7 protein-coding genes are annotated in these 11,558 nt (G+C 64.5%); 5 read left to right on the top strand and 2 right to left on the bottom strand.

Annotation, left to right across the window (positions count from 1 at the left end):
- Positions 1–172: 172 nt before the first annotated feature.
- From treF to ACVWYF_RS07835, 5 genes are all read left to right on the top strand, one after another.
- Entirely contained in the window at positions 173–1,831 is a 1,659-nt protein-coding gene (treF, locus tag ACVWYF_RS07855; protein ID WP_457066343.1) for an alpha,alpha-trehalase TreF, read from the top strand.
- A 116-nt stretch (positions 1,832–1,947) separates the two neighbouring features.
- Positions 1,948–2,499, top strand: coding sequence for an RNA polymerase sigma factor (locus tag ACVWYF_RS07850; protein WP_457066341.1), 552 nt, complete (start codon positions 1,948–1,950; stop codon positions 2,497–2,499).
- Between the two features lie 461 nt (positions 2,500–2,960).
- The gene (locus ACVWYF_RS07845) at positions 2,961–4,286 is read left to right on the top strand and encodes a hypothetical protein (protein WP_457066339.1); all 1,326 of its coding nucleotides are present in this window, start codon (positions 2,961–2,963) and stop codon (positions 4,284–4,286) included.
- A 146-nt stretch (positions 4,287–4,432) separates the two neighbouring features.
- Entirely contained in the window at positions 4,433–7,243 is a 2,811-nt protein-coding gene (locus ACVWYF_RS07840) for a DUF7619 domain-containing protein (RefSeq protein WP_457066337.1), read from the top strand.
- A 295-nt stretch (positions 7,244–7,538) separates the two neighbouring features.
- Complete coding sequence (locus tag ACVWYF_RS07835; RefSeq protein ID WP_457066335.1) at positions 7,539–8,357, top strand: porin family protein; 819 nt, start codon at positions 7,539–7,541, stop codon at positions 8,355–8,357.
- Between the two features lie 240 nt (positions 8,358–8,597).
- Here ACVWYF_RS07835 and ACVWYF_RS07830 read toward each other — a convergent pair whose 3' ends face one another.
- Together ACVWYF_RS07830 and ACVWYF_RS07825 are read right to left on the bottom strand one after the other, a co-directional pair.
- Positions 8,598–9,350 carry a DUF1353 domain-containing protein gene (locus ACVWYF_RS07830; RefSeq protein ID WP_457066333.1) on the bottom strand — a complete coding sequence of 251 codons (753 nt, stop codon included), beginning with the start codon at positions 9,348–9,350 and terminating at the stop codon, positions 8,598–8,600.
- A 124-nt stretch (positions 9,351–9,474) separates the two neighbouring features.
- Positions 9,475–11,526, bottom strand: coding sequence for a YfbK domain-containing protein (locus ACVWYF_RS07825; RefSeq protein WP_457066331.1), 2,052 nt, complete (start codon positions 11,524–11,526; stop codon positions 9,475–9,477).
- Between the last annotated feature and the right edge of the window lie 32 nt (positions 11,527–11,558).

Raw genomic sequence — 11,558 nt, 5'->3', positions numbered from 1 at the left:
GTAGCTTGCAGCAGCCAGTGTGTTACGGTAGCAGGCCGCAGCAGGGGTCGGCGGCAAGCCCTGAGTGGCCGTCGGCGCTACGAAGCCAAAAGCTGCTACTCGCCGTAAACCATCCCGAAGCCCACCATTGGCGCACGGCCGCGCCGCCCTGATTTATTCTTCATTCCCACCCATGCTGAAACTTGTATTCTGTTCGCTGCTCGGGCTGCTGGCCACCCAACCGGCCTTGGCCCAAACCGAAACTGCCGCGCCGCTGGCTTCCAAAGCAGCCGCTGCCCCGCCAGCAATGGCACCGAAGCCGGCCGCCGTACCGCTTTCGCCCCGGCAGCTATTTCCCGGGCTTTTTGAGGCAGTGCAGCTGGGCCACATTTTCCCCGACAACAAGACCTTTGTGGATGCCGCACCCAAGCAGCGGCCAGCCACCATTCTGGCCGCCTGGCGGCGCGAGAAGGACCAACCGGGCTTTCAGCTGAAAGCTTTTGTAGAAAGCCACTTTACGCTGCCAACCGACGGCTCCGTGCCCTTTCAGAGCGACCTGAAAGCCGGCCTGCGCCACCACCTCGATACGCTGTGGACGGTGCTGGCCCGGCCCGCCGCCCCGCCCGCTGATGCGACGGACTCATTGGCTGAATTTCGCTCGCTGGTGCCGCTGCCCAAGCCCTACCTGGTGCCGGGCGGGCGGTTCCGGGAAGTGTATTACTGGGATTCCTACTTCACGATGCTGGGACTGGCCGAGTCCGGCAAGAAGCAGCTGTTGAAGGACATCACCGACAATTTCGCCTACCTCATCGGCCGGTTCGGCTTCATTCCCAACGGCAACCGCACGTACTACCTCACCCGCTCGCAACCGCCCTTTTTCGCCGATATCGTGAAGCTGCTGGCCCAGGACCTGGGCAATGGCGAGCTGCTGCGCTACCGGCCCGCCCTCGAAGCCGAATACCGCTATTGGATGCTGGGCGCCGAAACCCTGAAGCCCGGCACCGCCGCCCACCGCGTGGTGCGCCTGCCCACCGGTGCCCTCCTGAACCGCTATTGGGACGAGAGCGACCAGCCCCGCGAAGAATCCTACGCCGAGGACGTGGCCGCCGCCAAAAAAAGCAAGCAGCCAGCCGCCCAGTTCTACCACCACATGCGGGCGGGCGCGGCTTCGGGCTGGGATTTCAGCAGCCGCTGGTTTAAGCCCGGCGGCGGACTGGAGAGCATTCAGACCACCGATTTGGTGCCCATCGATTTGAACTGCCTCCTTTATAACCTCGAAACAACCCTGGCCGAGGCGGCCCGCGTGGCCGGCCAGCCCGCCCAGGCCCGGCTGTACGATGCCAAGGCCGCCCAGCGCAAAACGGCCCTACTGGCCCTGAGCTGGGACCCGAAAGCCGGCTGGTTTCAGGACTACAACTGGCGCCTGAAGCAGCGCTCGCAGGTGCGCAGCCTGGCGGGCACGTTCCCGCTGGCGTACGGACTAGCCACGCCAGAGCAGGCCAAGCGCGTAGCGGCGGAACTGCAAACCAGCTTCCTCAAACCCGGCGGCCTGGTAACCACACTATCGGCCACCAAGCAGCAGTGGGACGCGCCCAATGCCTGGGCTCCGCTGCAACACCTGGCCATTGAGGGCCTGACGCGCTACAAGCAGCAGGCGCTGGCCGACACCGTGGCCCACCGCTGGGTGCGCCTCAACAGCCGCGTGTATAACCAAACCGGCAAGCTGCTGGAGAAATACGATGTGCAAAACGTGAACCGCCCCGCCGGCGGCGGCGAGTACCCGCTACAGGACGGTTTCGGGTGGACCAATGGGGTGCTGCTGCGCCTGCTAAATAGGGAGCAGCCGCGGTAGAATGACGGACGGGTGAGCAGCCCCCGAAAAAATCTTCGTCTCCCGCAGCAGCCTTTTTGGGAAGTAACTTGTCTGCCGGGCAGCACCCGGCCGGGCTGCGCTGCTTTCTCCCTTTAATGCCCCTTTCTACGGAACTGGACGAGCTTCTTGCCGCCTGCCGTCGCCGCGAGCCGGCGGCGCAGCGGACGCTCTATGCCCGCTACGCCGGCCGGATGCTGGGCGTGGCGCGGCGCTACGTGCGCTCGGTGGCCGAGGCGGAGGACGTGTTGCAGGATGCTTTCGTGAAGGTATTCACCCATTTGGGCGAGTTCCGGGCCGAGGGCTCGTTGGAAGGCTGGGTGCGGCGCATCGTGGTCACCACGGCCCTCAACCACTGGCAGAGCGGGCAGCATCGCCGCCAGCAATTATTGCTGGATGACGTGCCTGAGCCCTTCGCTAATGCCGACGCCTTCGACCGCCTGGGCGTGGCCGAAGTACTGGCCCTGATGGAACAGCTGCCCGACGGCTGCCGCATGGTCCTCAACCTCTACGCCGTGGACGGCTACACGCACGGCGAAATCGCGGAGCTGCTGGGCATTCAGGAGAGCACCTCCAAGGCCCAGCTCAGCAAGGCCCGCAAACAACTCACGCGGCTGCACCAGCAGCAAGCCAACTACTTACGACTATGATACCCGAATCGGAAGAAAACCGCCTCGACCAGTCTTTGCGCAATAAATTTGAAGACTTTGAGCTCACGCCTGGCGCGCCGGTATGGGCCGGCATTGAGCAGCGCCTGCCCCCGCCGCCCCGGCTACGCCCGCGCCGCAGGCCGGTGCTGGTACCGCTGCTGTTCGTGCTCACGGGCCTGCTGGCCGGGCTGGGGGGCTGGCTGCTGCCGCACGGGCCGGCCAAAACTGTTTCGGTGGCCACGGCAAGCCGGGACTCAACGAAGAAGTCGGGGGAGGCACTTCCGGGTTCAGGTTTACCAAACCCGAACACCGGGACGCCTAATCCGAGCTCAGGTTTAGCAAACCTGAATCCAGGAATGGCAAACCTGAGCTCAGGAATGGCAAACTCTAGTTCAGGTTTGCCACTCCTGAGCTCAGGAACAGCAAACCCGGGTTCAGGAATAGCAAATCCGAGCTTGGGAATGGTAAACCTGAGCTTGGCTGTGCTGCACCGGGATGCCAGAAGGGTGCGCCGGACCAGCCAGCTGCAGAATGCGCCCATCGAAAGCGAAACTGCTATTGCCTCAACAGCAACCCAAGCGACCCAGCCTGCGCCGGATGCTCCGGCAAGGGACGCAGCAGGTTCAACCGCTACTGCCGAAACCCTGCCCGCCACCCTGCGCCCCCTCGCGGCGCTGGAGCGCCAGACCTTGGAGCAGCTGCCCAGCATCAGCACTCTCGCGCCCGGCGCATTGCCGGCCGATGGCCGCGCCGCCCTGCTGACTAACCTGCGCACTGAGCGGGCCGAGCTTTTCCGCCTCCAGCGCCGCACCGATAGCCTGCTGCTGGCCCTCGGCGACCTACCCGGCGCGGCCCCGGCTGCTCCTACCGTGGCCACCGCCGCGCCCGACACGGCCCGCCTGTGCCCGCTGGCCCACCGCTGGAGCGTCATGCTCACGGCTACGCCCGAGCAAAATACCCTCACCCTGCAAGGCCCCGAAGGAGACTCGCTCACGGCCCTGCGCCGCAATCACGAAACCGGCCGCGCCGGCCTCAGCGCCGCCCTCCTGGCCGAGTACAAGCTCACGCCCCGCCTGAGCGTGGGCGGCGGTGTGGGCTACACTGCCTTCGGGGCCGACCTGCGCATTACCAACAAAACCACCGATGTGCAAGTGGCCTACAACACCGCGACCACCACCAGCACCAACGTTTTCACCTCCAGCTACCAGACGCATTCCATCCGCATCATTCAGGTGCCGCAGCTCTCGCCCATCTTCAACGGCAGCGGCCAGGTCATTCGCTACGACACAGTGTATGTGCCGCGCCAGGACACGGTGTTCACCACCACCGTGCAGCACGATACTACCCACACCACCACCCACACCACCACGCCCACCATCACCAAGAAGGAAACCCTCACCACCAAACTATTGCAGCCCAACTACCGCTTCTTCACGGTGCCGGTGCTGCTGCGCTACCGCCTGGCCTCGCCCGGCACCAGCCGCCTCTGGACCGATGTGGCCGTGGGCGCGCAACTCCAGTTTTTCCTGGGCGGCACGCAGATAGTCACCAACGACGGCGAGAACTTCCGCACCGAGAACATAACGGCCGGCACCGGCCCCTTCCGCACCCTCAACGTGGCCCTCGCCGGCTCGCTGGCCCTCAACTATGCCCTCACGCCCCGCCTCAGCGTGAGCGTGGCCCCGAGCATGCGCTGGCAGGCCCTGTCGCTCTACAAGCCCGAAACGGGGCTGCGCCAGCAGGCCACGTCCACGGGGCTGATGTTCGGAGTGCGGCTGGGACTGTAAGTTTTTTTGATGGGGCCGGCAGCCTTTTCAGGGGGTGACTGGTCTGGGCTTTTGAAATGCGATGCCGCGCTCCGGCCGGGGCGGCACTAGCGGGTTTAACAGCGTGCGGCCACGCATTTGGTCCTTGCTTTTCCTTTCCACTGATAATGAAACTACTTCGACTTCCCTTTCTGCTTTTCCTGTTTGTTCTGCTGGCTGCCACGGGCCGGGAGCGGGTATCTGCGCAGGTGTTTCAATGGGCCCGTGTGGTGCATGGAGCGGTAGATACCGCCTTTGTACAGCCACAAGCCAGTGCCACCGACGTGGCGGGCAATACCTACGTGGCCGTAAACTTCACCGATAGCCTGCGGCTGGGCCGCCTGCTGCTCACGGGCCCGCGCAACTGGTCGATGGCCGTAATAAAATATGACTCGTCCGGCGCGGTGGTGTGGGCAAAGCCCTTGGCTGACTTGCAGGTGGTGGCCCTGGCCGCCGACAACAGCGCCGGAGGGATTTTTATTACGGCCCGAAACCGTACCGCAGGCACCTGGGACGGCAGCCCCGTGCCCATCAGCGCCTCCACGGCCTTCTATGCCAAATGCTCGGCCGCTGGCACGTTGCAGTGGAGCCGTGCCCTGCCTACGCTCGCCTCCTACGCCACCCTCGACATTCGGCTGGTGGCCGACAATGCCGGCGCGGCCTACGTGGCTGGCACCGTGCGCGGCAACAGCACCGTGGGCGGCACAGCCGTGGACAGCACCCAATCGTTCATCCTCAAAACCGATGGGGCCGGCACCCAGCAGTGGGTGCGGGTGCTGCACGGCACCCCCACCGACCCCGTTTATAACTTCCGGCTGGGCCCGAAACCTGGCGGCGGCTGCCTGGTGAGTGGCATCGTACGCGCTACGCTGTATCTGGGAACGGGGACGGGCATCACCCTGGCATCTTCAAGCGGAGCAAGTGGCGGGTTCGTGAGCAGTTTCGATGCGGCCGGCACGCACTTGTGGAGTCAGGTATTGAACAATACGAATGCCTCTTCGCAGGCCTTTACCAACATCAACGCCACGGCGGCGGATGCCGCGGGCAACACCTACGTGACCGGGGGGACTTTCGGCCCCCTGCAAATTGGCAGCACCGCCCTCGCCAGCGGGTACTTCTTGGTGAAGTACGACGCGACCGGAACGCGGCAGTGGGTGCGCGGAGCTCAATCCCCAAACGTCATCACTTACAGCGACGAAGGCTTGCTACTGGCCGCCAACAGCGCGGGGGTGAACGTGGTGGTCAGTACCATTGCCCAGCGCAGCCAGGCCAGAATAGTGGTGGGCACCCTGCTCCTGACGGCCCCGTTCAACGTGGTGCATTACACGGCGCAGGGGCTGGAACAGTGGACTGCGGCCGATACTTGGACCGGCTCAGTCAGTGCGCCGGCACCTTATTTTTCGCCCCGGGGGTTGGGCATTGATGGTCGGGGCACGCTCTACACCGTGGGCCTTCCGCTGCCCACTTACCAGACTACCCCGCCCGTCATTCAATTTGGCGCGCAGACGGCTGTGGGCCGAGGCACCATTGTGGTCCGGCTCAATACCTATGCCAATACGCTGCGCGGGATGGTGTACTACGACCTGAACGGCAACGGCCAGCAAGACCCCACCGAAGGCCCTTTTCCGAAGCCGCTAACCGCCGCCCTGACCCAAGGCACTGCTACTATTTATTCGGCGGTGAGCACCACGGGCCAATTACAAGCCTATGCTTTGCCCGGGGCCTACACCCTAAGCCTGGCCCAGGTGCCGCAGTACTACACCGTGTCGCAGCCTGGTAGCGGCAGCTACGCGGGCACCTTCAGCAGCAGCACCCAGCTGGTCAACGGGCAGGATTTCGGGTTGGCCCCCATTGCCAATCAGGCCGATGTCCGCGCCACCCTCACGCCCTACGGCATGGCGCGGCCGGGCTTCACCACCCGCTACCGCCTCACGGTGGAAAACGTGGGCACCACCACGGTGGCCAGCGGCACGGCCACCGTCACGCTCGACGGCCGCATGGCCTACATCAGCAGCACGCCCAGCGCCAGCCGCACGGGTCAGGTCCTGACGTGGACCTATACCGGTCTGGCCCCATTTGCCCGGCTGGAATACGACGTGCTGTTCAGCCTGCCCACCAATACCGTAGTAGGCACCGTGCTCAACACCGCTGCCGCCGCGCCCCTTACCGCCGACGTAGCACCCGCCGACAACACCGCCGCCTTGGCCCAAACCGTAGTGGGCGCCTACGACCCCAACAGCATGGATGTGAACTACGAGCGCCTCACGCCGGCCCAAATCACGGCCCAGCAGCCGCTCGACTACACCATTCATTTCCAGAACCTGGGCACGGCGGCGGCATCCACGGTCGTTCTGAGCGATACGCTGGATTTCCGCAAGCTCAACCTGGCCAGCCTGATGCTGGTGGCCCAGTCGCACAGCTGCATATGGAGCCTGACCACCGCTGGCCCCGAGAAAGGCCTGCTCACGGTGCGCTTTCTGAACATCAACCTGCCCGAGCGCAACGTCGACGTGATTCGCTCGCAGGGCTTCGTGCGGTTCCGGGTGCAGCCGCGCGCCACGCTGGCCGTGGGCGAAATCATCCCCAACCACGCCGGCATCGTGTTCGATTACAATAATCCCGTCATCACCAACACGGCCACCACCACGGTAGCCCAGGGCACGGCCGTGCTGGCCCGCCACGACGCCCCCGCCTGGACCGCCTACCCCAACCCCGCCACCGATGCCATCAGCATCGCGGCCGACCTGGCCACCGCCGGCCCGGTCGGCATCGAGCTGCTTGATGTGCTGGGCCGCCCCCTACGCCGGCAGCTGTTCACTGCACCCGCCGGCCCGCTCCATCAGCTGGTGGACCTGCGCGGCCTGGCCGCCGGCGTGTACCTGCTGCGCCTCACGCCGCCCACTGGCCCAGCCACCAGCCGCCGCGTGGTGCTTCATTAGTTTCCTCTTCCTTTTTCCACTTTCCACTTTTCCCGCTGCTAAGCCGGGCCGCTCACTGGAGCGGTCCGGCTTTTTGCGTTTTGAGCAAGCAGGCATTGGTCGATTTCGGACGGCGGTTAGTCCGGAAATTGCCGGCGTTGGTCTGCTGCGCTAAAAAACCAAGCCGTAGCGGTGGGCTTCCGCGAAGCGGTTTGGCACGGTTTTGCAATGTACCCCTGCATCGGCCCTGATAGCCGGGCCGGGAGTCCGGCCCCGAGCGGCCGGTTTCTTTCACCCATTCCAACCCTTGCTGGTTATGAAAATTTCACGCCTTTCCGGCGGCCTGGCCGCGGCTTGCCTATTGGTTTCGGCCACCTGTTCTACCGCCTCGGCCCAGGGTGCCCGCGATGCCTACGGCAACCCCAAAGCCGCACCCTCGCCGCGCCCCATGGGTTCGGCAACTACCCGCCGCGCTCCCAGCTATTCCAAACCAACCTATTCGACTTCGAATAGCAGCCCTACCAGCGGCGTGCGCTTCGGCTTCCGGGCCGGCCTGAACGTGGCTGACTTGCTGGGCGATGCCGTACAGAGCTTCACCACCCTGGCCAGCTACGCTCCTGATGGGGCCATCAGCAAGCAGCTGCGCCCGGGCTTCTACGCCGGCCTGTACGCCACGCTGCCCATCGGCCCCGGCTTCGCCATCGAGCCCGGCATCACCTACGCCGAAAAAGGCGCGGTGCTGAAAGGCACGCTGCCCTTCCCGGCGCTCGATTTCCTGAATGCCAACGTGACCGGCACGGCCCGCCTGGCCTACATCGATGTGCCGGTGCTGGCCAAGGTGTACATCACGCCGGGCTTTTACCTCTACGCCGGGCCGCAGGCGTCGTTCCTGGTCAGCGGCAAGGCCCGCGTAGATGCCAGCGTGCTCGGCTTCTCGGCCTACAAGCAGGATTTCGACGTCTCGAACCAGCTGCGCAAGGTTGATTTTGCCGCCGTGGCCGGCCTGGGCTACCAGTTCGATAACGGCTTTGGCCTGAGCGCCGGCTACGACTACGGCCTCACTTCCCTCGATGCCAACAACCGCTTCAGCGCCTACAACCGCGTGGCCAAAGTCGGCCTCAATTACTCCTTTTAAGGCTGATTATCAGCCATCCTATCCCTCGATTCCTCGTTGTCGATTTAGTCGTCATTATCCGAGATATATTATAAAAAAGGCCCCTCCGCTGCAACGGAGGGGCCTTTCTGGTATTTAGTCGGTCAGGTTTCGGCGGCATTCAGCCTAACCGGCTGATTGAGTGCCACGACTTCCGAAACCGCTTGCCTATTAAGCCTCAAAAACCAACGGGCCCATCACAACCTGCCCGCTTTTAGCCGCCTAGGGTTTGCGGCTGGGAGCACGCTTGGTGCGCGGCTTGGGGGCGGCGGGCTTGGGGGCAGATTTACGGTTTTTGTGGTTAGCCGTTTGGGGCTTGGGGGCCGGAGCCGGCGCATCAAGGCCCGGACGGAGGCTGAGCTGACTCCGAAAGGCAGCCACGGGCATAACCGGCGCAGGACGGACTTTTAAATGTTGGTCAACCAGTGCTTTCAATGCTTTGAAGGAAGCCGGAGCCTGCGCCTCTATATCGGCCGCAATCTCGCGGTACGTCGTGCGGATGCTTTCTTCCGGCACATCGGGCATGATGCGGGCAGTGGCAAGCAGGGCTACGTGCATCGGCTGGTTCAGCAAGTGCATGTGGGGCAGCTGTGCGCCCACGCGCACACCGAGGTAGAGCAGCTGGGCCTGCCAGCCGGGGCAGCCACCAGCCCGGCAAGCGTTGTAAAACATTTCATCGGCTGCCGCACGCGCGGCCTGCGGGTTGGCGGCTTGGGCGGCCGCGTCGCAGGCTACATCATGCACAATGGAGGCACGGCGGTAAGGCCCCGTGTACGGCGAACCGACCGTGGACCACAGGGCCGCCGGAATGCTGGCTCCGTCGATAATGCTGCCCTTGGGAGCTTTCCAGGTTTTGCCGGCCGGGTCCTTGTACCAAAAGTCGCGCAGGAGTTCCATGCGCCGGTCCTCAGCATCGGCCGGCGCAGTGAGCCATGTTGCCTGGGGGTCTTCCGAAAAATCACCAAATGAAGCCATTGTAGGTTGAGAAGAGGGTTGAGAGCGCCGAAGGTCGGTGGCTGCACCGGGCAGCGCATCCGTGCCAGCACTGAAATATTGTGCTCACCGCCCTCCATTTCAACCACTTTACTTGGCGGTTTCGCTACCGCGCGCCCACAGTGCCGCTGCCGCTCAGGCCCTGGGCCAGGCGCACGAGGCGTACGAACTCGGCGCGGTAGCCGTCGGCGTCTTTGCCCCGGGCCCCGTCGGCCAGCTGCTCGGTGGCGGCCCAGGTGGCGGTGCCGCGCTGCTCGCTCTGGCGCAGCAGCATGCCGAACTGGGCCACGGCGGCGGCAAAGCGGAAGTCGGGCGAAGCATTGGCAATGGCCACGGGCGTGCCGGCGAGGGGCTGCGCGAGGAGCTTGCTGGCGCTGCCCTGCGGCTCTTTGTAGCGCAGCTTCACGGTCAGCACATCGTTGGTGAGGAACTGCTGCATGGTGGCGGTGGTGGACTGGGCGGGCTGGTATTTGAGGTCATCGATAAGGGGCTGGGTGGTGCCCACGGGCACTATTTCGTAGAGGGCCGTGACGGTGTGGCCCGCCCCGAGCTCGCCGGCGTCCTTGCGGTCGTTGTTGAAATCCTCGGCGGCCAGCAGGCGGTTTTCGTAGCCCACGAGGCGGTAGCTGGCCACGCGGGCGGGGTTGAATTCGATTTGCAATTTCACATCCTTGGCCACCGTGAAAAGTGTGCCGCCGAACTGCGCCACCAGCACCCGGCCGGCCTCATCCAGATTGTCGAGGTAGGCGTAGTTGCCGTTGCCTTTGTCGGCCAGGGTTTCCATGCGGCTGTCGCGCAGGTTGCCGCGTCCGCAGCCCAACACCGTCAGGAACACGCCGCTCTCGCGCTGGTCCACGATGAGCTGCTCCATGGCGGCATCGGAGCTTTCGCCCACGTTGAAATCGCCGTCCGTGGCCAGAATCACGCGGTTGTTACCTTCTTTCTGGAAGCTCTGCCGGGCCGTGGAATAGGCCAGGCGCAGCCCCGCGCCGCCGGCCGTGGAGCCGCCCGATTGCAGCCGCTCCAGCGCATCCAGAATCACCTCGGGCTGATTGCCGGGCGTGGGCGGCAGCACCAGGCCGGCCGCGCCGGCGTAGGCCACCAGCGCCACATGGTCCTGGGGCCGCAATTGCTTCACCAGCAGTTTTAGGCCGGCTTTCACCAGCGGCAATTTATCATCCGAAAACATGGAGCCCGACACATCGACCAGGAACACCAGGTTGGCGGGCAGCAGCTTGGCCGTTTCGATTTTTTTGGCCTGAATGCCAATGCGGGCCAGCTTGTGAGCCGGGTTCCAGGGGCAGGCGGCCAGTTCGGTGCTGATGCGGACGGGGTCGGGCGAAGCGGCGGCCGGCGCGGCGTAGTCGTAGCGGAAGTAGTTCATCATTTCCTCCACCCGCACGGCATCACGCGGGGGCAGCTGGCCTTCGTTCAGGAAGCGGCGCACATTGCTGTATGAGGCATTGTCCACGTCGAGCGAAAAGGTGCTGAGCGGGTCTTTCTTCGCGCTAAAAAACGCATTTTCCGTTACGTGAGCGTAGGTGTCGCTGGCTCCGGCTTCTTCGCGGGCGGGCATTACTGGCATCGATTGGGCGGGAGCCATTTCTGAATCGGCCAGCGCGTAATCGGCCTGGCCGCCGGCGCGCCGGGCTTTGCGCGGGCTGGCAGCCCCCCGAATCAATACGCCCGACGCTTTGCCCGCCAGTCCGTTTACGGTGGCCGGCGCAACGGTTGTAACCGAATAGCTCAACGTTTGGCGCTTCTGCTCGATGCCCTGGGCCGTTACCACCACTTCGCTCAGCTGCTTGTTATCGGCCTGCAGGCGCAGGTTGAGGGTGTGCAGCTTGCCCACGGGCCGCTCCACGGGCAGGTAGCCGATGTAGTTGAACAGCAGCACGGCCCGCGCCGCGCCTGGCACCAACAGGGAGTAGCGGCCCTGCGCGTTGGTGCTGGTGCCCAAGTTGGTGCCTTTGATGAGCACCGTGACGCCGGGCAGCGGAACGTGGCTGGTCTGGTCGGTGATGAGGCCGGACACGACCCAGTTTTTGGTGGTGTTGGCCGGGACCTGGTGGGCGGCTTTGGCCTGATTTGTTGATTGGGCGATGGCGGGCGGGGCCAGCAACCCGGCGAGGAGCGGCAGCAGCAATAGGTTTCTCATGGCATCGACGTTAGAAGGTGAAGTATGCCCAG

The sequence above is a fragment of the Hymenobacter sp. UYAg731 genome (assembly GCF_054061335.1).
Note: the sequence above shows the minus strand (reverse complement) of the source record. Positions and strands in the feature narration are given on the sequence as shown.

Bases quoted from the DNA above. Each gene is read 5' to 3' on its own strand.
- ACVWYF_RS07840 (WP_457066337.1), top strand. From the start codon at position 4,433: ATGAAACTACTTCGACTTCCCTTTCTGCTTTTCCTGTTTGTTCTGCTG.
- treF (WP_457066343.1), top strand. From the start codon at position 173: ATGCTGAAACTTGTATTCTGTTCGCTGCTCGGGCTGCTGGCCACCCAA.
- ACVWYF_RS07830 (WP_457066333.1), bottom strand. From the start codon at position 9,350: ATGGCTTCATTTGGTGATTTTTCGGAAGACCCCCAGGCAACATGGCTC.
- ACVWYF_RS07845 (WP_457066339.1), top strand. From the start codon at position 2,961: ATGGTAAACCTGAGCTTGGCTGTGCTGCACCGGGATGCCAGAAGGGTG.
- ACVWYF_RS07835 (WP_457066335.1), top strand. From the start codon at position 7,539: ATGAAAATTTCACGCCTTTCCGGCGGCCTGGCCGCGGCTTGCCTATTG.
- ACVWYF_RS07850 (WP_457066341.1), top strand. From the start codon at position 1,948: ATGCCCCTTTCTACGGAACTGGACGAGCTTCTTGCCGCCTGCCGTCGC.
- ACVWYF_RS07825 (WP_457066331.1), bottom strand. From the start codon at position 11,526: ATGAGAAACCTATTGCTGCTGCCGCTCCTCGCCGGGTTGCTGGCCCCG.